The 20,198-nt window shown below is 63.9% G+C and carries 18 protein-coding genes; 9 read left to right on the top strand and 9 right to left on the bottom strand.

The genetic code is table 11. From position 1 onward, the window contains the following. Window positions 1–23: 23 nt before the first annotated feature. A complete protein-coding gene (locus tag H290_RS0115300; protein WP_020107694.1) occupies window positions 24–776 on the bottom strand; it encodes a dienelactone hydrolase family protein in 753 nt (250 codons plus the stop codon). 64 nt (window positions 777–840) lie between these two features. Further along, on the bottom strand, window positions 841–1,200 hold the full coding sequence (locus tag H290_RS0115295) for a nuclear transport factor 2 family protein (protein ID WP_020107693.1): 360 nt from the start codon (window positions 1,198–1,200) through the stop codon (window positions 841–843). A 91-nt stretch (window positions 1,201–1,291) separates the two neighbouring features. Here H290_RS0115295 and H290_RS0115290 point away from each other — a divergent pair, with 91 nt between their 5' ends. The 3 genes from H290_RS0115290 to H290_RS0115280 all read left to right on the top strand — a co-directional run bounded on the left by H290_RS0115290 (window position 1,292) and on the right by H290_RS0115280 (window position 3,338). Beyond that, window positions 1,292–2,170, top strand: a complete 879-nt coding sequence (locus tag H290_RS0115290) for a LysR family transcriptional regulator (protein ID WP_020107692.1) — start codon at window positions 1,292–1,294, stop codon at window positions 2,168–2,170. Further along, window positions 2,158–2,811, top strand: coding sequence for a 5,6-dimethylbenzimidazole synthase (bluB, locus tag H290_RS0115285; protein WP_196809552.1), 654 nt, complete (start codon window positions 2,158–2,160; stop codon window positions 2,809–2,811). Before H290_RS0115290 ends, bluB begins: the two co-directional genes overlap by 13 nt. A gap of 113 nt (window positions 2,812–2,924) precedes the next feature. Beyond that, the gene (locus tag H290_RS0115280; protein ID WP_020107690.1) at window positions 2,925–3,338 is read left to right on the top strand and encodes a heme-binding protein; all 414 of its coding nucleotides are present in this window, start codon (window positions 2,925–2,927) and stop codon (window positions 3,336–3,338) included. A 90-nt stretch (window positions 3,339–3,428) separates the two neighbouring features. Here the strand turns inward: H290_RS0115280 and H290_RS0115275 are convergent, their stop codons facing one another. The 3 genes from H290_RS0115275 to H290_RS0115265 all read right to left on the bottom strand — a co-directional run bounded on the left by H290_RS0115275 (window position 3,429) and on the right by H290_RS0115265 (window position 6,777). Further along, a complete protein-coding gene (locus H290_RS0115275; RefSeq protein WP_020107689.1) occupies window positions 3,429–5,603 on the bottom strand; it encodes a glutamine synthetase III in 2,175 nt (724 codons plus the stop codon). 165 nt (window positions 5,604–5,768) lie between these two features. After that, entirely contained in the window at window positions 5,769–6,308 is a 540-nt protein-coding gene (locus H290_RS0115270; RefSeq protein WP_020107688.1) for a GNAT family N-acetyltransferase, read from the bottom strand. 31 nt (window positions 6,309–6,339) lie between these two features. Next, entirely contained in the window at window positions 6,340–6,777 is a 438-nt protein-coding gene (locus H290_RS0115265) for an NUDIX domain-containing protein (protein WP_028463232.1), read from the bottom strand. Window positions 6,778–6,860: 83 nt separating this feature from the next. On the opposite strand from H290_RS0115265, the gene fadD8 reads away from it, so the two are divergent. The 4 genes from fadD8 to H290_RS0115245 all read left to right on the top strand — a co-directional run bounded on the left by fadD8 (window position 6,861) and on the right by H290_RS0115245 (window position 10,063). Beyond that, window positions 6,861–8,486, top strand: a complete 1,626-nt coding sequence (gene fadD8, locus H290_RS0115260) for a fatty-acid--CoA ligase FadD8 (protein ID WP_020107686.1) — start codon at window positions 6,861–6,863, stop codon at window positions 8,484–8,486. Window positions 8,487–8,512: 26 nt separating this feature from the next. Continuing rightward, on the top strand, window positions 8,513–8,980 hold the full coding sequence (locus H290_RS0115255) for a helix-turn-helix transcriptional regulator (RefSeq protein WP_036519175.1): 468 nt from the start codon (window positions 8,513–8,515) through the stop codon (window positions 8,978–8,980). Between the two features lie 29 nt (window positions 8,981–9,009). Then, window positions 9,010–9,438, top strand: coding sequence for a VOC family protein (locus H290_RS0115250; protein ID WP_020107684.1), 429 nt, complete (start codon window positions 9,010–9,012; stop codon window positions 9,436–9,438). A 61-nt stretch (window positions 9,439–9,499) separates the two neighbouring features. Continuing rightward, the gene (locus H290_RS0115245; protein WP_020107683.1) at window positions 9,500–10,063 is read left to right on the top strand and encodes a DUF1990 domain-containing protein; all 564 of its coding nucleotides are present in this window, start codon (window positions 9,500–9,502) and stop codon (window positions 10,061–10,063) included. A 22-nt stretch (window positions 10,064–10,085) separates the two neighbouring features. Here H290_RS0115245 and H290_RS0115240 read toward each other — a convergent pair whose 3' ends face one another. The 3 genes from H290_RS0115240 to H290_RS0115230 are packed head-to-tail and all read right to left on the bottom strand — an operon-like array spanning window position 10,086 to window position 14,631. Then, entirely contained in the window at window positions 10,086–10,529 is a 444-nt protein-coding gene (locus H290_RS0115240) for a VOC family protein (RefSeq protein ID WP_020107682.1), read from the bottom strand. Next, window positions 10,529–11,410 (bottom strand): polyphosphate kinase 2, encoded by an 882-nt coding sequence (ppk2, locus tag H290_RS0115235; protein ID WP_020107681.1) that lies wholly within the window; start codon window positions 11,408–11,410, stop codon window positions 10,529–10,531. The genes H290_RS0115240 and ppk2 overlap by 1 nt, the downstream gene beginning before the upstream one ends. A 17-nt stretch (window positions 11,411–11,427) precedes the next feature. Further along, complete coding sequence (locus H290_RS0115230) at window positions 11,428–14,631, bottom strand: BTAD domain-containing putative transcriptional regulator (protein ID WP_020107680.1); 3,204 nt, start codon at window positions 14,629–14,631, stop codon at window positions 11,428–11,430. Window positions 14,632–14,756: 125 nt separating this feature from the next. On the opposite strand from H290_RS0115230, the gene H290_RS0115225 reads away from it, so the two are divergent. Beyond that, complete coding sequence (locus H290_RS0115225; protein WP_020107679.1) at window positions 14,757–15,917, top strand: hypothetical protein; 1,161 nt, start codon at window positions 14,757–14,759, stop codon at window positions 15,915–15,917. A gap of 60 nt (window positions 15,918–15,977) precedes the next feature. On the opposite strand, the gene H290_RS0115220 is transcribed toward H290_RS0115225, so the two are convergent. Next, the gene (locus H290_RS0115220) at window positions 15,978–17,507 is read right to left on the bottom strand and encodes a hypothetical protein (RefSeq protein WP_155976857.1); all 1,530 of its coding nucleotides are present in this window, start codon (window positions 17,505–17,507) and stop codon (window positions 15,978–15,980) included. A gap of 222 nt (window positions 17,508–17,729) precedes the next feature. On the opposite strand from H290_RS0115220, the gene secA2 reads away from it, so the two are divergent. Then, window positions 17,730–20,186, top strand: coding sequence for an accessory Sec system translocase SecA2 (gene secA2, locus H290_RS0115215; RefSeq protein WP_028463229.1), 2,457 nt, complete (start codon window positions 17,730–17,732; stop codon window positions 20,184–20,186). The last annotated feature ends 12 nt before the right edge of the window (window positions 20,187–20,198 follow it).

Genomic DNA, 20,198 nt, shown 5'->3' with positions numbered 1-20,198 from the left:
CCGGACAGGCGGTCACGGTCGGGCTAGGGGGTGAGGCTCTCCCGCAGAAGACTCTCGAGGGTCTTGAAGTGGCGTTCGTCGGCGTCGGCGCGGTAGGAGGCCATGTCGGACATCGTGAAACCATGTGGCGCATCGGGGTACACCTCGGAGGTGTACAGCAGACCGGCCGCGTCGAAGGCCTTCTCCAGGATCTCGATCTTCTCGAGCGGCATCGACCGGTCGTTGTCGGCATGTCCCAGATACAGGCGTGCCCGCGCGTTCTTTGCGACGAGGTGGGGGCTGTCGGGGGCGTCGGTCGCCAGGTTACTGCCGTGGAACCCGGCAGCGGCCTTGACCTGATCCGGCCGGGCGCCGGCGGTACGCAGTGCCATGGCCGAACCCATGCAATAACCGGTCACACCCACTCCGTCGCCGGAGACCTCGGGGAGTTCGAGCAGGCGATCAACGTATTCGCCCACGTCGGCTGTGGCCAGCCCGGAACCCAGGGAACGAACCCGGCCCATGGCACCGGCGATGAACTCGTCACGGTAGGTGGGATCGCTCAGGTCACCCTGCGCCGCGAGGTCTTCCACGGTGCCGTGCCGGTAGAACGTGTTGGGAGCCATCACCACAAAACCCCAGGCGGCAATCCGGTCGGCCATCTCGTAGATGCGGGGGCGGAGGCCGAAGGCGTCCATGTACAACAGGACGCCGGGATGAGCACTCTCATCTGGTCGGGTCACATAGGCTTCCGCGACGCCGTGTCCGGCCTCGATCTCGATGGTGGTGCTCAACATGAGCACAACGCTACCGGGGCCTCCCGCGCAGGTTTCGAGGGGTCAGGACCTTGTCGGTCGCTACTTACGGTACGACGAACTCGGGTTGGTCGAGTAGTCGCAACCAGCTACCGTCCGGTTGCCTGCGCACCACCTGGGCGCGAGCACCGGCACCGTCTCGTGGTGGGGTCGAGGTGAGGGCGATATCGCCGCCGACCAGTGTCGGCAACGGTTCTTCGGCCTCGAAATGAGGCTTGTGCGACAGTACTTCGGCCCACAGTTCCCGGATGGCGGCGCGTCCCACCGTCTGCTTTCCGGGCGGATACGCCAGCACCGCATTCTCTTCGTAGAGGAGTGCGACGCCCTCGGCATCGCCGGCGTTGGAACGCTCCACAAAGAGTCGGGTCAGGTCCTCGGGGGTCTGGGCGGTCTCGCGCGGTGACATCGTTCATCCTTTCGTCGGTGTGATTCCAGCCTCCTTCGACACTGACGAGAAGTCCAATAGATTGTTCTGTCAGATACTAGAATCTGCAGTCATGGAACTGAGGCAGTTGGAGTACTTCATCGCGGTGGCCGAAGAGGCCAACTTTACGCGTGCGGCCGAACGGGTTCGGATCAGCCAGTCCGGCGTCAGTGCTCAGATCCGGCAACTCGAACGCGAACTCGGCGCGGAGTTGTTCGATCGGTCGAGCCGGATCGCCCGGCTCACCCCCGCAGGAGTGGCGGCGATCGGTCCGGCGCGGAGCGCGCTCGCGGCGGTCGGGGCGGTTGGTCAGGCGGTGGACGACGTGGGTGGGCTGGTCCGCGGAAGATTGTCGATCGGGATGGTCATCGGTTGCACGATCACGCCGCTCTTTGCAGCGATCGAGAAGTTCCGCATCTCCTACCCCGGCATCGAGATCTCTGTCCAGGAGGCGAACTCGGATCAGCTGGCCGACGATGTGCTCGGTGGCGACTTGGATGTGGCCATCGTGGGCACCGCAGGGCCGGTCGGCGACGAATTACGGGCGTCGGTGATCGTCAGTGAAGGTCTGGTGGCGCTGGTGCCTCCGGGGCACCACCTGGCAGATCGAGGGCACATCGAAGTGTCGGATCTGGCGGGTGAGGCCATCGTTGCCATGCCGATCGGAACGGGAATCCGGGCTGTCCTCGACACCGCCTGTGCCGCAGCCGATTTCTCGCCTCACGTGGCGATCGAGGCGAGCGCTCCAGACGCCGTACTGGAGTGTTCGGCGCGCGGGTTGGGAATCGGGATCCTGAGCGAGTCGATGGGTTCGGATCATCGGGGACGAGTGAAGGTGATCCCGATCGTGGGCGTGGACATCGCGGCTCAGTTGTCTGCGGTGTGGTCGACGCCGACCAGTCCCGCGGTCCAGGCCTTCATCCCGCTGCTCAGCCAGGCATTCGACCTGTGACGGACAACCACGCATTCACCGAGACGGAGCGTGCGGCTGTCTACCGTGCCATCGCCGAACGCCGTGACATGCGCACATTTGTTGCCGGCGCGAGCGTGCCTCCTGAGGTCCTCGTGCGACTGCTACAAGCGGCCCATGCCGCGCCCAATGTTGGCCTGATGCAACCGTGGCGCTTCATAAGGATCACTGATCCGTTGCTGCGGAAGCAGATTCACGGCCATGTGGACGACGAACGCTGCCGCACGGCACATGCACTCGGTGAACGTTCCGACGAGTTCATGGCCCTCAAGGTCGAAGGCATTCTCGAATGCGCCGAACTCTTGGTCGTTGCGCTACGAGATGGCCGTGAACGTCATGTGTTCGGACGTCGGACCATGCCGCAGATGGACCTCGCATCAGTGTCCTGTGCGATCCAGAACATCTGGCTCGCAGCGCGATCCGAAGGCCTGGGCATGGGCTGGGTGTCGTTGTTCGAACCGGAGGTGCTGGCGGAGATCCTGTCGTTGCCGCCCGGGTCCGAAGCAGTGGCCGTGTTGTGCCTCGGTCCGGTTCCGGACTTTCCGAAACGCCCGGTTCTGGAGATCGAAGGTTGGGCAACCGGCCGTCCGTTGAATGAATTCGTGGGCGAGAACGGCTGGTGATGTGTGACGATCAACTATCGGACCCGAGGTGTCCGCGAGGCCGGAGATCACATCGGGAGAGGTCTGTGGACCTGCCCATGGCTCATCAACCCCAGTAACGAGAAGGAGCAGTCATGGTCACACAACGTTTGGTCCTGACCTTGGAAGACGCGGATGCCATATTGGCGGCGGCTCGTGCCAAGGCAGTCGAGATCAATGTTCCGATGGCGCTGACCGTCCTCGACCACGCAGGTCAGACGATCGCCTTCATCAAGATGAATGGCAGCCCACTGATGTCGGAATCGGCAGCAAAAGGCAAGGCCTACACGGCTGTTGGCATGGGACGACCCACCTCGAGGTGGGAAGACGCCGGGGCCGCGAGCCCCTCGTTTGCGGCATCGATCACCAGTATCCCGGGCTTCACACCATTCGGTGGCGGGCTTCCGCTCCTGGTGGACGGAACACTTGTCGGCGCTGTCGGAGTGAGTGGGGGGAGCACAGATGACGACATTTTGGTGGCCACTGCGGGCGCGCAGGCCCTCACATAGAGCAGCGGTCGCACCACACAACGAACCGCCGTACCCCCAGGGGTGTACGGCGGTTCGTCTGCGTTCACAGCTGGTGAGATCGGTTGATCGTCAGAGGATGTAGAGCATCTCCTGGTATGTCGGCAGCGGCCAGAGATCGTCCGCGACAACACTTTCGAGGGTGTCGGCTGCGGTCCGGACCAGGGCCATGGCAGGCAGCAGGGTGTCGCGTGCGTACTTGGCCTCCTCGAGGCTGCCCTCGACGTGAACGTCCAGTGCCGACTTCAGGGCCGCCAAGGCCGTGGTCAGCTCCGCCATCGGCTCGCTGACCATCTTCAGCAGCGTGGTGTCGGGTTCGATACCGGCTCCCTTGAGAGCCGTCACGTTGGTGGCGATCTCGGTCTGGTAGCGAACTGCGGCGGGCAAGACCAGCGTCGAACCGACCTCCAGGGTCAGCTTGGCCTCGACCGCGATGGTCAGGATGTATTGCTCCAGGCCGATCTCGTAGCGGCTGTGCATCTCCCGATCGTTGAAAACGCCGTACTTGGAGAACAATTCGATCGACGACTCGGAGATCAGCTCAGGCAGTGCGTCGACGGTGGTCTTCAGGTTCGGCAGGCCACGCGACTCGGCTTCGATCGGCCAGTTGTCGGAGTAGCCGTCACCGTTGAACACCACCGCTCCGTGCTCGGTGATGATGTCGGTGAGCAGCGTCTGTACAGCGAAGTCGAAGTCGACGCCCTCGGCGAGGGCCGTCTCCAGGGTGGTGGCGCAGTAGTCGAGGGAATCGGCCATGATCGTGTTGAGTACCACCATCGGCTCGCTGACGGTCTGCATCGAACCGGGAGCCCGGAACTCGAAGCGGTTGCCGGTGAAGGCAAACGAACTGGTCCGGTTGCGGTCGCCGGGATCGGTGGGCAGTATCGGGAGGGTATCGACACCGATGAGCATGGTGCCCTTGCCCTTTGACGAGGTTGCAGCGCCCTTCGCGATCTGTTCGAAGACGTCGGCCAGCTGTTCTCCGAGGAAGATCGAGACGATTGCCGGAGGAGCCTCGTTGGCGCCGAGGCGATGATCGTTGGTCGCCGATGCCACGGACACGCGAAGCAGTCCGGCGTGCAGATGTACCGCCCGGATCACGGCCGCGCAGAACACCAGGAACTGTGCGTTCTCGTGCGGGGTGTCGCCGGGTACAAGCAGGCTGCCGAACTTGTCGTTGCCGAACGAGAAGTTGACGTGCTTGCCGGAGCCGTTGACGCCGTCAAAAGGCTTCTCGTGGAACAGACACTCCATACCGTGCTTCTTGGCAACGGTCTTGAACGTCGTCATCAGGAGCTGCTGGTGGTCGGCCGCGATATTGCCGCGCTCGAACATCGGCGCGATCTCGAACTGGCCGGGTGCGACCTCGTTATGACGGGTTTTGGCCGGGATACCGAGCTTGAAGAGTTCACGTTCGGTGTCCATCATGAAGCCGAGGACGCGCTCGGGGATCGCACCGAAGTAGTGGTCGTCGAACTCCTGGCCCTTGGGCGGCTTGGTCCCGAACAGGGTCCGCCCGGCGTTCAGCAGGTCAGGACGTGCCAGGAAGAAGTGTCGATCGACCAGGAAGTACTCCTGCTCGGGTCCACAGAAGGCCACCACATTGCCGGGATCGCTGTGCCCGAACAGTTTCAGCACGCGCTCGGCATGCTTGCCCATCGCCTGCTGCGAACGCAGCATCGGGGTCTTGTGATCGAGTGCTTCACCGGTCATCGACACGAACACGGTCGGGATGCACAGGGTGTTGCCGTTGGGATTCTCGAGCACGTATGCGGGGCTGGTGACGTCCCAGCCGGTGTAGCCACGGGCCTCGAATGTGTTGCGGAGTCCGCCGTTCGGGAAGCTGGAGGCGTCGGGCTCACCCTGGATGAGGGTCTTGCCCTGGAACTCGGCGAGCGTGGATCCGTCGCTCGCGGGTTCGAGAAAGCTGTCGTGCTTTTCTGCGGTGAGTCCGGTGAGCGGATAGAAGACGTGCGCGTAGTGGGTTGCACCCTTCTCGAGCGCCCAGTCCTTCATCGCGGACGCGACCGCATCGGCGACGGCGGGGTCGAGTTTGCTGCCCTGTTCGATGGTGTCGATGACCGACTTGTAGACGTTCTTCGGTAGCCGTTTCATCATGACCGACTTGTTGAACACGTTTGCGCCGAAGATGTCTCCCGGCGCCTCGGTGATATCGAAACTGACCGGAGGCGGCGTGTACGCCTCGACTGCGGTGATGGCAGCAAGCCGGATATTGTTTCCACTCATTCGTTCATTACCCTTCTCGCGGGTCTCACTGGTACTGAAAGCCCTGACCTGCGAACTCTACGAATGGCCGGTAACGGACTCATTGCGTCGCAGTGACGATGGAAATCGGAGTTGACCGGGTGTTACGTATTGGTTGCGCCTGGTCCGAAATGTCCGACTCTCGGGTCAACGACCGGATGGCCGATCGATACGGAAGAGGTGATGCTGACCGTCGTCGATCGGGTTGTCCGGTTTGAGGTAGCCGGTGGCGACCTGCGTGAAGCCCGCGGACAACAGCGCCCGCCACGATGCCGGATTGGCGACGGCAACCGGGACGATGATCGTGTCGGTCTTCGGGTGATCAACCCAGCAACTCTCGACCATATTGCGGATCATCTGTGTTCCGAAACCGCGGCCGGTCATCTCGACGTCGCCGATGAAATAGTCGATGGACATCGCGAATGCGGGCACCCTGAGCAGGGTTTCGATCTCGGCCAGGTCCTCGGGGTAGGCGGACAAGAGGTACCGCTGGATCAGTCCGATGGGCTGTTCGTCGTACAGGACGATGAAGTCCTCGCAGGGTTCTGTGCCGTCGATGCTTCCACCGAAGTCGCGCTCGACGGCCTCGTCGGATGTGTCGTGATTCCAGAAGCGCGCGACATGGGGAGTAGCCAACCACTTCTTGATCAGGATGAGATCGTCGCGCTCGGTACGCCGAAACCGCATGCATTCACTGTCCGCGCCGAGCTCGCGGAGGTCAATCGTTTCGGCGGCTGGGGTTTGCGTCCCGGAGTGCGGGGAAGATGTGATCGCGCAGGAGCGGTGCGAGCTGCGGCGATGTGTCCGACTGGCTGTACCAGCGCAATTCCGCGATCTCTCCCGCCGGCTTCGGCTCGCCGGTGAGTTCTGCGCAGAAGATGTGGCCGGACACCGAGGTGTCGGGTTCATTGGCGGCCGCAGCGGTGAAGGTTCCGAGTGCCGTCAGGTCGCGGGGCGTGATCGCGATGCCGATTTCCTCGAGCACTTCACGTACGGCGGCCTCGATCGGACTCTCTCCGGGTTCGAGCTTTCCGCCGGGGAGCATGAAGGCCGTGGTACCGGACTTTCGCACCGTCAGCACCTGCGACGCCGCGTTGTGGAAGCAGACGGCGGAGACCGTCAGGTGCTGCGGTGTGCGTTCGGTACCCGTGCTCATGGGAGAGATGATGCCGGGTGTGCCCGGCACGCGGGTGAGCGGAGTACTTCCGCGAATCTGTAACACGTTCTAGTCTGGTCGACATGACTGTTTCTGCGGACGCGACCACTGAATTCGATCACCTGCGCGGCGGCACCCACCTCGGTCATCTGATGGTGGCGGCCCTCAAGCGACATCGCAATGAACCTGTTCTATTTTTGGGCGACACGACCCTGACCGGCGGGCAGATGGAGGCCGAGGTCAGTACCTACGTCCAGGCCTTCGAATCCCTGGGTGCGGGTTCCGGCACCGCGGTGGGGCTGCTGGCGCTCAACCGGCCAGAGGTCCTGTTTGTCATCGGTGCGGGGCAGACACAGGGTTGGCGCCGGACCGCACTGCATCCACTCGGTTCACTCGACGACCACGCGTACGTCCTGGGCGACGCGCAGATCGCCACGCTGGTCATCGACCCGGTGCCGATGTTCGTCGAACGCGCGGTGGCACTGCTCGAACGGGTCGACAGCCTCAAACAGGTACTGACGCTCGGTCCGGTGCCGCCGGAGCTCGCCGACGTTGCGCGTGATGTGACAGCCGAGGCCAAGCGATTCGAGGCGAGGCCGCTGGTGGCTGCGGATCTGGCCCCGGACCACATCGTCTCGATCACCTACACCGGTGGCACGACCGGAAAACCCAAGGGCGTCATCGGAACTGCGTCGGCGATGTCGACGATGACGCAGATCCAGCTGGCCGAATGGGAATGGCCGGAGCACCCGCGCTTTCTCATGTGCACACCGTTGTCGCACGCGGGCGCAGCGTTTTTTGTACCCACCCTGATGAAGGGCGGGTCGATGGTGGTGCTGGCCAAGTTCGATCCCGCGGAGGTGCTCCGGACGATCGAGGAGCAGAAGATCACGGCCACCATGCTGGTCCCGTCGATGCTGTACGCACTACTGGATCACCCGGACTCGCGTACTCGCGACCTCTCGTCGCTGGAGACCGTCTACTACGGCGCCTCCGCGATCAACCCGGTCCGGCTGGCCGAGGCCATCGAGCGTTTCGGCCCGATATTTGCGCAGTACTACGGCCAGTCCGAGGCACCGATGGTGATCAGCTACCTGCCCAAGGGTGCGCACGATGAAAAGCGGCTCTCGAGCTGTGGACGTCCGTCGGCATTCCTGCGGACGGCTCTGGTCGGTGACGACGGTAAGCCGGTGCCGGTGGGGGAACCCGGTGAGATCTGTGTAGCCGGTCCACTTCTCGCCGGCGGCTACTGGGGACTTCCGGAGGCGACCGCGGAGGCCTTCCGCGACGGTTGGCTGCGGACCGGGGACGTGGCCCGCGAAGACGAGGACGGGTTCTGGTTCATCGTCGATCGCACCAAGGACATGATCGTCACCGGCGGTTTCAATGTCTTCCCCCGAGAGGTCGAAGACGTTGTGGCCGAACATCCTTCGGTTGCGCAAGTCGGTGTGATCGGTGTCCCGGACGAGAAGTGGGGTGAGGCGGTGACCGCGATTGTCGTGCTACGCGCGGATGCTGCGCGTGATGAGGCCTCGATCGAGACGATGATCTCGGAGATCCAGGATGCGGTGAAGGATCGCAAGGGTGCGGTGCAATCGCCGAAGCGGGTCATCGTGGCCGATGCACTGCCACTGACCGCCCTGGGCAAACCGGACAAGAAGGCACTGCGCAAACAGTATTGGAGTGAGAACGACAGGGCTGTCGGCTGAGGTCGTCCGATGTCATAGTGGTGGTCGTGGCCAGCGTGCCGACAACCCGCCATCTGTTGCGAGCCAGGGATCTGATCGACGTCGAGTACTCGGCGGCTTTGACCGTCGATCAGATCGCAGCCGCGGCCGGGTTGTCGCGTGCGCATTTCACCCGGGCATTCACCAAGGCGTTCGGTCAATCGCCCCACCTGTATCTGCAAACGCGTCGGCTCGAACGGGCTGCGGCCCTCCTCCGCAACACGGACTACTCAGTGGCCGATGTCTGTGTGGCCGTGGGTCTTCGGAGTGTCGGGTCGTTCACGACGAGTTTCAAGAGAACGTTTGGCGAAACGCCGGCGCACTATCGCGCCAGTCGTCCGCCGGCCGCCCAGCGGATCATGGTCCCGGCTTGCGTGGTGCGTGCTTTCGGCCGGCCGTACCCGGACAGTCGTGTCAAAGAGAGCACAGGGGGAGAAGACCGGGCCTGGTCTGCGGCGTTAGGTTCGAATCACTGATTCGAACACCTACCCGACAGGAGAGCACCATGTTGAAAATCGCCAGCGCACAGGTTTGGGTCCATGACCAGGACGAGGCACTGAAGTTCTACACCGACAAACTCGGGATGGAAGTCCGCGCCGATGTGACGATGCCCGAGATGGATGACTTCCGGTGGCTGACCGTGTCGCCGCCGGGACAAGACGACATCAGCATCGTGTTGATGGACGTCCCCGGTCCACCGATGCTGACCGACGCCGGACGCAACGAGATCCTCGAACTGGTCTCGAAAGGACTGTGCACGGCGGTCTTCCTGACCACCGAAAACTGCCAGGCCGAGTACGAACGGCTGGCAGCGAAGGGTGTCGAGTTCACCGAACTACCCGAGCAGCGGCCCTACGGCATCGATGCCGGTTTCCGTGATCCGTCGGGCAACAGCTTCCGTCTGACCCAGCTGATCGAGTTGGATGACGCCTGAAGCGGCGAAAACCGCTGTGGGGCATTCTGATGTGGTTCGGCGGCCTGGGTAGCCTTTGGTGATGATGACCGGTCGTCGCGCCAGGCCGCTGAAGCCGCACCTTGCCACGCGGTTGCGCGGCGTGGCGTTCAGCTATCCGGAGATCGGCGAGACCCGGCAGGAGCTTCCGGACGGATATCACCACGTCCACCGGGAAGTGGTTGTCGGATCCGGACGGCGGCGCTTTGTCGAGATCGCCGATGCGATCGCAACCTGGCAGGTACAGCTAGGCGCCGGTCTGCGGGTCGACGCGTCGTCGGAGACCATCGAGGCCGGCACCGTCGCGCGGGTCGGGATCGGCGTGGGACCGCTGCGTCTGAAGGCGCCGGTCCGGGTTGTATACGTCATCGAGGAGGCCGATCGCCGTGGCTTCGCGTACGGAACGCTCGTCGGCCACCCGGTGTCGGGCGAGGAATTGTTCTGTGTTGAATTGCGGGACAACAACACTGTCGTATTTGTGGTCACCGCATTCTCGCGGCCGCGCACCCGCTTGGCCCGGATGGCGGGACCGGTGGGCAGACTGGGTCAGCGGGCGATCACCGCCCGGTATCTCAGGGCGATGCGCACGTGGGTACTTCGCACCTGACCCCGCATTTGCTCAACTGCGGTCAGCCGAAAGAGACATTCCCGTCGGCATCGACCTGCCAGCCCGGATTGTGTGCTATCTCCCAGATGAGGTTGTTGGGATCGAGGACATGTCCATGGAAGGTGCCGCCAAAGGCACTGTCCCGCGCGGACTTCAGGACACGGCCGCCGGCATGCACCATGGCCGCCATCAGATCTTCCACCTCGGTTCGGCTGCTGACGTTGTGAGCCAGCGTGACTCCACGGGCCGACCTGCTCCGGAGGTCGGCGGGAAGTTCGTCGCCCAGGTCGTCGACGAACTTGTCACTGTCGAAGAATCCCAGGGTCATCCGGGGCGCGATCTGGAAGAAGATGATCTCACCGGGAACGTCGAGCAAGGGCGTCCAGCCCAGGCCGTCCCGATAGAACCGGCGGACTGCATCGAGGTCCTCGGTGGCGAAGGTGAGGAAATTGATCTCTTGGTCCATCAGGTTTCGATGTCACCCATCAGCTCGGCTACGTGGTTCGGGACGTAGGTGCTGATCTCACGGGAGGGACGCCGGTAGGTTCCGGTGTCGATAGGACGTTCGGGCAGTTCGACTCTCGGCTTCTCGACGTCGGTGTAGGCGATCGTCGACAACAGGTGCGACATCATGTTGAGCCGCGCGTGCTTCTTGACGTCGGACTCGACGATGTACCAGGGACTGTTGGGGGTGTCCGTGTGGACCATCATCTCGTCTTTGGCGCGGGAATAGTCTTCCCATCGGTAGACGGATTCGAGGTCCATCGGACTCAGTTTCCACTGGCGCACCGGATCGCCGAGTCGGGACCGGAACCGCCGGAGCTGCTCGCCGTCGGACACCGAGAACCAGTACTTCCGCAAGAGGATCCCGTCGTCGAGAATCATCTGCTCGAACACCGGTGTCTGGCGCAGGAAGAGCGAATGTTCTTGTGGCGTACAGAAACCCATGACCTTCTCGACGCCTGCCCGGTTGTACCAGGAGCGGTCGAAAAGGGTGATCTCACCGGGCGCCGGCAGGTGGGCGATATACCGCTGGTAGTACCACTGACCGCGCTCGCGGTCGGTGGGTGCGGGCAGAGCAGCCACCCGGACAACGCGAGGGGAGAGATATTCGGTGATCCGCTTGATCGTGCCACCCTTGCCGGCGGCATCACGCCCTTCGAAGACGACAACCACCCGGGCCCGGGTCTCCTTGACCCACTCCTGCAGTTTGACGAACTCCGTTTGCAGACGGAAGAGTTCGGCCTCGTAGATGTCATCGGGGATCTTCTTCGGCTTCGGGTTCTTCGCCTTGCTCGACGTCTTCTTCTTGCCGGCGCTCTTACCCGTGGACCCTGTCTTTCCCATTGAAGAAGCCTACTGGCTCACCGGGCGAACTTCGGGGCGAAACTCTCGATGCGTTGCAGAAGTGTTGTCGACTCCTGGTTGCGGGCCACATGGCGCGCTTTCGAGTACGTGGTCCGTGCGGATTCCCGATCACCGATGGCGTCCTGATGGCGGGCGATGGTGAGGTACAGATGCGGTTCTGCGTACCGCTGACCGAAGGTCAGCAGGTGTTGCTGCGCGGCCGCGAGCAACTCTGCCGCGTCATCGAGGCGGCCTGCGGTCAACGCGGCCTCGGCGTAGAGGCCGTAGTACGCCGAGCCGCCGGTGTTCGGTCCGGACTCCACGGCCGGGCGCAACTCGCGCAGACGGTCCAGGCCTCGCTCGTGGTCGCCGAGCATCACCTCGGCACACCGGAACATTGATTCGCTGAATGCGCGTAGGAAGTCGAAGGGTCCGTCCGCCACCGACACCAGCCACACTCGGCCGATGTCGGCCGTCCACTGTGGCTGGGCAGACAACGCTCCGGCAAGCATCGCAAAACTACAGGCAGCATTGCGTCCGTATGCGTCCGGTGTCCTGCGGATGAAGCGTTGGAAATAGTCCCGTCCGGGTTCGAAACCGACATGCATGGTGGTCATCCAGGCGAAAAATGCCTGGCCGAGCAGGTCCCAGTCGTGCTGTAGTCCGTGCATCGAGGTCCGGTCCAGGCGTTTGCGGATCTCCTGGGCGTGGGCGAGCGATCGGTGGGAACTGCCGATCTTGCCCCGGTCCCATTCATTCACGCCCCACGCCTGATATCCGATGATCTCAATCGCCGGATCTTCCGATTCCATTGCCGCGTGGTACATCTCGACCGCGAGCTCTTGGGCGCGGTCGAGCGCCAGTGACTGTGAACAGGATGCCCAGCGGGAGTAGCGGAAATTCGCAACGTTACGGAGGTCTCCGATCGACGCGGCGAGTTGCTCACCGCGGTCGAAGTACTCGGTGGCCGCGGCCAGATACCCGTCACGGGCGCCGATCACCGCAACCAGGAGACCGATCGCCTCGAGTTCGAGCCTCTCGTCACCGTCGGCCCGGGCCAGCGAGATACATGCCTCGAGTTGTGACTGCGCGGATTCGTAGGAGAAGCCCATCAACGATTCCTGCGCGGCGGCCAGGAGAGCGCGCGCGGTGACCTGACGCTCGGACAGCGGACCGGCCGACCACAGATGATGGGCCAGCTCTCCGAGTCGCGAGCTCGCTCCGGTCCGGGTGAGATGCCCGGCGATCTTCATGTGCAGGCGACGGGCACGAAGGGGCGGAATGCTCTCGACAATTGCTTCGCGAACGAGGTCGTGCGCAAAGTAGACCGTGTACGGGTCGTTGTCGCCGGTCTCGATCACCGAGTGTTCCTCGGCAGATTCGAGGGTGTCCAGGACGGTACCGATCGGCATAGATGCTGCGCCGGCGAGTAATTCGAGATCCACCCGCTTGCCGATCAGCGCGGCGACCTCGAGCAGTTCCATCGTCTCGGTCGGCATCTGGTCCAGGCGACCGCGGACCACGTCTCGCACCCCGGCGGGAACACTGCCGGGTGCAGCAGCGGAGAGTAGTGCGAGTTCGCCGTCGTCGGTCAGGGTGCGGGCGAGTTCGCGGGCAAAGAAAGCGTTCCCCTTGGTGCGCCTGCTCACCGACTCGACAACCTGGGGGATGGGACGCCGGCCCGTTTCGCGAAGGATGAGTTCGCCGATGTCGTTGTCGCCGAGGGGGCCCACGGCGATACGCAGCTGGGACGGTAGACGACTGAGTTCGGCGAGTGTGTTCCGGACCGTTTCGCGGGCGCGTCCGTCGCCGGAGCGGATCGCACAGATGACGACCACATGAGCGAGCTGCGCCTTTCCCACATGTGAGACGAGTTCGAGTGAAGCACTGTCGGCCCACTGGATGTCGTCGAGGACAACGATCAGTGGGATGCGGTTGGACAACTGCGCCAGGAGTGCTGTGACCTGCGTGTGGAGTCTGAATCTGGCTGCCGTATCCGGGACCTCGGGCTGCTGTGAGACCGCGTCCCGGCCATCGATGAGCTCACCGAGTTCGTTGCCGGACAACATCTCTCGTTCGGCGTCCGTCAGCTGTGGCACCAGCTCGCTCACAATCTTGATCCACGGCCACATCGCCGGTGCGGCGCCACCTTCCAGGCAATGTCCCCACACTGTGAGGGTGTGGTCGGAACTCCGTGGGTGGTGGGTGGCGGCGTCGATCAGCGAGGTCTTGCCTGCCCCGGCCTCGCCCTCCACGATGATGACAGAGCCGGCGCCGCCGGATGCGGCGGAGATCGCGCTGCTGATCCGGGCGAGCTCGTCGACTCTGCCGACGAGCGTCAGGTCGGTGTGCGGTGCCGACGGTGTGTCCTGGGTGTCCCGGGGGTTGGTGACGCTCGGTTCTGCGGCCACCGGTGCCGACCCGGCCGTGTTCTGACGCGCGTTCTGACGCGGGTTCAGATGTGGGGCCTGGGCGAGGATGTCTTTCTCGAGAGCGCGCAGGGTGGGGCCGGGGTCGACGCCGATCTGATCCGAGAGGATCCGGCGGGCATCGGCAACCGCGGCGAGGGCATCGGACTGACGACCCATCCGGTAACGGGATATCGCGAGCAGCGCCCAGAGACCCTCATTGAGAGGCTGTGTCCTCAGTGCCTGTTCCAGGTCTGTCGCCAGCAGCTGGGTCTCGCCGAGGTCGAGGCGGATCTCGTACGACAACTCGAGCGCGGCAGCGTGAAGGCGGGTGACGTGCTGCGCGGCCTCGTCCCGGAAGGACAAGCCTTCGAACTCGGGGAGCAGCGGTGCATACATGGCGAGCGCGGACCGCAATATGGCTGCCGCAGTGTCTGATTCATGGTGGGCGTGCAGATCGCGGGCGCGCTCGACGGCGCGGGTGAAGCGGCTCAGGTCCACGTCGTCATCTGTGGTGACCAGGGCGTATCCAGAGCCCCTGGTGACCAGTACGCTCGGCTGGGCGCGAGGGGCACGCTCGGGTTCGAGGATCCGGCGCAGGCCGGAGACGTATGCCTGAAGGGAGGCCTCGGCGCGATCTGGTGCGGCATCACCCCAGATCCCGTCGATCAGCCGGTCGCTGGTGACAACGCGTCCGGCGGCAAGGATCAATTGCGCGAGAACTGCCCGTTGTTTGCGCGTGCCCACAGCGGCATCGGCGCCATCGATCGTGGCCGACAGGCCTCCGAACAGCGAATATCGGCGCACACTCACCCGGGTAGTTTAAGCACCGGCAGGGACATTCGGGGTGTTCAGCGGCCATGTCGCCGGCCCGGGTGGGTAAAATCCTGTCCACATCGTTGCCCGTCGAGCGCAGCGGACCTCGGGGAAGGCACGACGTGGCGAGCAGAACAGGTCCGGTATCGGTCACCTGTCGAACCGAATACCGGCGACCGGTCCATCATCGTCTGGCCACCTTGGCGAGCGCGCTGGCGATAACCGCGATGCTCGAACTGGTTGTGCTGACCATCGCCGACGTGGACCCGAAGATCACCGGTGCCGCGGTCATCGCCACCTTGGGCCTGGGTTTGCTGGTCGCAGCGCTCGGGCGGGTGATCGATCTCCCTGCAGTCAGCCTGACGGTCGACGACACGGCGGTGCACCTCGGCAACGCCGGCGTGGCGATCAACTCGTTCCCGTTGGATGATCTCTTGTCGGTCAAGCAGAGCACCGAACTATCCGCCGACACATCGATGTCGCGGTCGAGCCGCACCGACCAATTCCGAATCAAAGGTTGCCGCTACCTACAACTCCGGTTCGCGAACAATCCCGATCAGGAGTGGCAGGTCGCCGTCATCGAATCCGATCCGGCGGCCGCGGAGGTGCTCGCCCGGTTGCGTGTGCACCGGCCTTCCAAACGGAAAGTGTTGATCGGCAACGGAAGTGACGTCACGGCTGCCGGCGATCTGGCTGTACCTGCGGCCGCCCAGCCCGGCTATCGTCCGGCGGACGCCGGCCTGGGTCGCACGGTTCCCCGTATTGCCAACGCAGGCAGCAAGGAAGCAGCGCAGCGGTTGTGGCAGGCCGCTTGCCGCCGGCACGACGCGATACTTGTCGACTACGCCCAATACGAACTCGAACCCGAGTTGGTGCTGCGATATCCGGCTGTCACCGACGTCTCCGTCGAATCGGTCGCCAACTTCCACACCGCGCTGGCCAGGGCGCAGGATCTGCGGACCGATGAGTTTCCGAAGAATTTCGATCGTGCCGATGAGTATCAGCAATCAGTCGTCGATGCCGGCAAGGCGTGGGCCGAGTGTGAGAGATATGGCCGCGCAATCGGTTCCGGACTTCTTGGTTCTGGTGATCAGGAGGAACTCTCGACCGCGCTGTCGCTGCTCGACAACGCGCGAGCCTCGCAGGGCGGTGAACAGGCCGACTATCTCGACCAGATCCACCGGATCGTCACCGGCCTGGCGGCCCGGGGGAGCGTGCACCCACAGCAGCAGGCCTTCGACGAGATCGAGGCCGGCCGACGGCGGGCGCTCGAGGCCGAATGACGCTCCACCCTTGGGAACTCAACCGTCGCTGAGGAACTCTCAATCGTCGCTGAGGAACTCTCAATCTTCGCCGAGGAACTGCCCGTCGAGGGTGTAGTACGCGATGGGATCGTCGGGACCGACCTGCACCATCATCGTGGTCTGATAATCCTGCAGCACGTACTGATACGAGGTCTGGATATCGACGGCGGCGCGGTCGAATGCGTCGACCTGATAGCGGCGCATGTAGTCGTCGCGGACCGCGTCGAAGGTGTCCGCGGACAGGTCGTCGAAAGCCACCGATCCTTCCCTCGTCCCGCCGGAAGTGTTGTCCGAGGATCGCATTGTCGGGAAGAAGCCGGGGACGATGCTCAACGATCCGGTGCGGTCCGGGGCGGTGAAGTCGATCAGCACGCCACCGGAGTTCTGGATCTCCCCGGCCCGCATGATCGGTGTTCCCGAGACCGTTCCGCGGATCTCGAACCGGTCGATGATCGGAAGGTCGGTGGGCAGACCGGCTTTGGTCATCGTCTCCTGTGCGAGCGTCATCGCGGCCCCGAAGTCGGCGGGGTCGAACCAGACCGCGATGTTCCCGTCGGTATCAGCCTGGATCTCGAGTTCGTCGGGGTAGCTCTCACCGAACGTCGCGGTCGCCAAGACGGGTAGATCGTCCCCGCTGCGGGCGATCTCCATCGACTGGAAATCGCGGGATTTCTCGGGTAGCGCCGCGCCCATCCGGTCGACGATGGTGGTGAATTGCATCTTGGACAGCTCGTCGGCCCGGAAGGTACGCGGCGTCCGCCACGGGGTACTGGATCGGCTCGGTCCGTACCAGCTGTCGCTGCTCGATGAGTAGTTCATGCTGATCGACTCTCCGGTGGCCGGATCATAGATCTGGATCCGGTCGTTGCCATCGGTGCCGAGACTCAAGGTGAAGATGTTGTTCGACGCGCCGGGTCCCAGTTTCCCGACCTCGGCCAGCATGGCATCGACCCGTTCCTGTGGCGGGCGAACCGACTCGTCGCCGGAACCGATGGACGAGATCCCGGTGTCGGGCAACGAGACCGAGACGTGCCAGCCGGTGCCCACACCGAAGAACAAGGCCGCGGCGACACCGATGGTGAGCACCGGGAGGAGAACGGTTGATTTGGCCGGGTGATCGCCGAACTCGATGTCCGGCGTGGGCGCCGGGTCGCTCTCGTCCGTCAACGCCACATTCGGTCGCTCCGGGATGAAGCTCGACGGTAGGCGGTTGTCGGCGTCGTGCAGGAGATTGGCGACCATGCCTTTCGGCATCGCCGACAACCACCGGGCCCGGTACTCGGTGTCGTTGGGCGGAGAGATGGTCGCGGTGACCAGCGTCGGCTGGACATTGGAGGCGTCCAGACTCGATCGGGTCACCGCCTCGACCGACACGGGGATGTTGACGGCGGAATGACCACCGGTCACCAGCCCGTCGATGCGGCGTGGGCGGGGCGCCACAACAATCGCGGCCACGGCCAGCGGAACGCCGACCACCAAGGCGACCACCCAATGGTTGTAGGCGCCGAGGCCCACACCGCAGCCCAGCATTGCACCAGCGAGCGTCGCTCGAGCTGCCTGTCGAAACACCGGGGACCTCACTGGGCCGCGAGTTGTGCCCATGGAGACCTCCGGCTCGAATTCTGTTGTCTGTCGCATCCTATTGGCACTGTGACCAGCACGGTAGTGGAAGGAGCCCGGGCCAGCGTCCAACCTCGCCGCGTACGGTTATTGCGAAACGTCTTCCGCGTACGGTGGAGGACGGCAGTTTTGTCATAGCAACACGTCATGTGGACTAAGGAGTACGGCTCGGTGGGAAAGCTCACGAACAACATGTGGCGGCTGCTGGGAGCACAATCCTCGCGCAATCAGTCGAAGTCCCTGACGCTCATCAAGAAGGCCGACTCCCACGACAAGTGGGCCACGGGCCTCGATGACAAGGAATTCGCCGCGGCTGCGGAAAAACTCGATATCACCGATCCCGAAGGCGAAGACCGGGCACGTTTCCTGGCACTGGTTCGTGAGGCCGGTGAGCGGACACTCGACATGCGTCCCTTCGACGTCCAGCTGCAAGGCGCGCTACGTCTGCTCGAGGGTGACGTCATCGAGATGGCCACCGGTGAGGGCAAGACCCTGGCCGGTGCCATCGCAGCGGTCGGGTTCGTGTTGCAGGGCCATCGGATCCACGTCATCTCGGTGAACGACTACCTCGCCACCCGTGACGCCGCGTGGATGAAGCCACTGTTCGACCTCTTCGACATCACCTCGGATTCGGTGTCCGAGAAGTCGACTCGCGATGAGCGCAAAGTCGCCTACGACGCCGACATCGTCTACGGATCGGTCAACGAGATCGGGTTCGACGTGCTGCGCGACCAACTCGTCACCCGGCCCGAAGATCTCGTGTCTCCGAAGCCGGATGTCGCGATCATCGACGAGGCCGACTCGGTGCTCGTCGACGAGGCGCTGGTGCCATTGATCCTGGCCGGTTCGGCGATCGGTGAAGTGCCGGACAAGCCGATCCACGACGCCGTCGGCAAGCTCAAGAAGAACCACTACGACATCGACCCCGAGGGCCGCAACGTCTACCTGACCGACGAAGGTGCCGCTTTCATCGAGGGTGAGCTCGGCGGGATCAACCTGTACGACGAAGAGCATGTGGGCACCACGCTCGTGCATGTCAATGTCGCAATGCACGCCCACATCCTCGTCGAGCGCGATGTGCACTACATCGTCCGCGACGGCGGTGTCCACCTGATCAACGCCTCCCGTGGTCGCGTGGCGCAGCTCCAGCGCTGGCCCGATGGACTCCAGGCCGCAGTCGAGTTGAAAGAGGGCCTCGCGCAGACAGATTCGGGCGAGGTCATCGACACGATCACGGTGCAGGCGCTGATCGGCCGATACCCGAAGGTTTGTGGGATGACCGGTACCGCGGTCGCGGCCGGCGAGCAACTGAGGCAGTTCTATCAGCTCGCGGTGTCGCAGATCCCGCCGAACACCAAGAACATCCGCGTCGACGAGACCGACCGGGTATTCGACAACAAGGCGAACAAGGCCGAGGCCGTCGTCGAGTTCGTCAAGGAGATCCACGAGACCGGACAGCCGGTCCTCATCGGCACACACGATGTCGCCGAATCAGAAGAACTCGCCCACCTGCTCGGCCGCGCCGGTGTGGAGTCCGTGGTCCTCAACGCGAAGAACGATGCCGAAGAGGCCAAGATCATCGCCGAGGCGGGTGCCAAGGACGCGGTGACGGTGTCGACGCAGATGGCCGGCCGCGGCACCGACATCAAGTTGGGTGGGTCGGCGGGTCAGAAGGATGCCGGCGAATCGAGCCCCGAGCGCGACGAGGTCGTCGAACTCGGGGGCCTGTGTGTGGTCGGGACCGGTCGTCACGACACCGAGCGCCTCGACAACCAGCTCCGTGGCCGCGCGGGACGCCAGGGCGACCCCGGTCGGTCCGTGTTCTTCTCGAGCGTCGAAGATCCCGTCGTCACCCGGAACCTCACGCTCAAGCGTGATCCGGTCAGTTCCTCCGAGGACGGATCCCTGGGGTCGAAGGGTGTCGACATCATCGAGCAGGCCCAGCGGATCGCCGAGGGCGTGATGCTCGAACTGCACGCAAACACCTGGCGGTACAACGAGCTGGTGAACCAGCAGCGCGAGATCATCATCAGACGCCGCACGAGCCTCCTGACCACTGACGCCGCGCTGGAGGAGTTCAAAGAAACCGAGCCCGACCGCTACCGCGAACTGACCGGCGAGGCCGTCGAGGCCGACAAGGACGAGACCGAAGAGAAGGCCGAGACGGCCGAAAAGACCGAGGAAGCCACGAATTCGGATACGGAGTCCACGGAGACCACCGACGCCGTCGCCACGACGCCGGTGCCGCCCGCCGAGCCCATCCCGCACGAGGTGCTCGAGCAGGCTGCCCGCGAGATCATGCTGTTCCATCTCGACCGGGCGTGGGCTGATCATCTGGCATACGTCTCCGACGTACGCGCCAGCATCCACCTGCGATCCATCGGCCGTGAATCTCCGCTCGACGAGTTCCACAAGCTGATCCTCGCCGAGTTCAGCAGATTGCCGGGCGACGCAGTCGACAACGCGCGCAAGACGTTCCGCGAAGCCGTCATCACCGTAGACGGCGTCGACCTGGACCAGGCCGACCTGCGTCGTTCGACCACCACCTGGACGTACATGGTCCACGACAGCCCGTTCTCGTCCGGTGGCGCCAAGGCGCTGCAGGGCATCGTCGGAATTTTCCGGTAACGCACGGGGCGG

Origin of the sequence: Nocardia sp. 348MFTsu5.1 (assembly GCF_000383535.1) — a bacterium.
Lineage (GTDB): Bacteria > Actinomycetota > Actinomycetes > Mycobacteriales > Mycobacteriaceae > Williamsia > Williamsia faeni.
Note: the sequence above shows the minus strand (reverse complement) of the source record. Positions and strands in the feature narration are given on the sequence as shown.

Bases quoted from the DNA above. Each gene is read 5' to 3' on its own strand.
- H290_RS0115295 (WP_020107693.1), bottom strand. From the start codon at position 1,200: ATGTCACCGCGCGAGACCGCCCAGACCCCCGAGGACCTGACCCGACTC.
- H290_RS0115280 (WP_020107690.1), top strand. From the start codon at position 2,925: ATGGTCACACAACGTTTGGTCCTGACCTTGGAAGACGCGGATGCCATA.
- H290_RS0115245 (WP_020107683.1), top strand. From the start codon at position 9,500: ATGATGACCGGTCGTCGCGCCAGGCCGCTGAAGCCGCACCTTGCCACG.
- fadD8 (WP_020107686.1), top strand. From the start codon at position 6,861: ATGACTGTTTCTGCGGACGCGACCACTGAATTCGATCACCTGCGCGGC.
- H290_RS0115300 (WP_020107694.1), bottom strand. From the start codon at position 776: ATGTTGAGCACCACCATCGAGATCGAGGCCGGACACGGCGTCGCGGAA.
- H290_RS0115250 (WP_020107684.1), top strand. From the start codon at position 9,010: ATGTTGAAAATCGCCAGCGCACAGGTTTGGGTCCATGACCAGGACGAG.
- H290_RS0115240 (WP_020107682.1), bottom strand. From the start codon at position 10,529: ATGGACCAAGAGATCAATTTCCTCACCTTCGCCACCGAGGACCTCGAT.
- ppk2 (WP_020107681.1), bottom strand. From the start codon at position 11,410: ATGGGAAAGACAGGGTCCACGGGTAAGAGCGCCGGCAAGAAGAAGACG.
- H290_RS0115270 (WP_020107688.1), bottom strand. From the start codon at position 6,308: ATGCGGTTTCGGCGTACCGAGCGCGACGATCTCATCCTGATCAAGAAG.
- H290_RS0115290 (WP_020107692.1), top strand. From the start codon at position 1,292: ATGGAACTGAGGCAGTTGGAGTACTTCATCGCGGTGGCCGAAGAGGCC.
- H290_RS0115275 (WP_020107689.1), bottom strand. From the start codon at position 5,603: ATGAGTGGAAACAATATCCGGCTTGCTGCCATCACCGCAGTCGAGGCG.
- H290_RS0115265 (WP_028463232.1), bottom strand. From the start codon at position 6,777: ATGAGCACGGGTACCGAACGCACACCGCAGCACCTGACGGTCTCCGCC.